1 pseudogene is annotated in these 343 nt (G+C 58.9%); it reads left to right on the top strand.

What is annotated here, in order from left to right:
* Nucleotides 1-343 (top strand): annotated as a pseudogene (locus tag ACLJNW_RS23795) (RND family transporter); the annotation flags it as partial.

The following is a 343-nucleotide window of genomic DNA, read 5'->3' as shown; positions in this document are numbered from 1 at the left end:
AGTCCGGGCAGATCGGCCGCCTGGTGGCGAACAACTTCAAGTCGAGCATCGTCGACGTACCGCTGCTGGAGATGTACCCGAACCCGAAGAACCAGAGCGAACTGATCAAGCTCGACTACCGCCAGTTCTCCCATGAGCTGGAAGAGAAGATCCGCGACAAGTACCAGTTGCAGAACCCCAACGTGAAGGTGCACATCGTCGGCTTCGCGAAGAAGGTCGGCGACCTGATCGACGGGCTGGTGATGGTGGTCGGCTTCTTCGGTATCTGCCTGCTGATCACCCTGGTCCTGCTGTACTGGTTCACCAAGTGCATCCGCAGCACCATCGCCGTGCTGATCACCAC

This window comes from Salmonella sp. SAL4457 (genome assembly GCF_046548235.1).
GTDB lineage: Bacteria > Pseudomonadota > Gammaproteobacteria > Enterobacterales > Enterobacteriaceae > Salmonella > Salmonella enterica.
The sequence above is the reverse complement of the archived record's forward strand: the minus strand, read 5'-3'. Positions and strand labels throughout refer to the sequence as shown.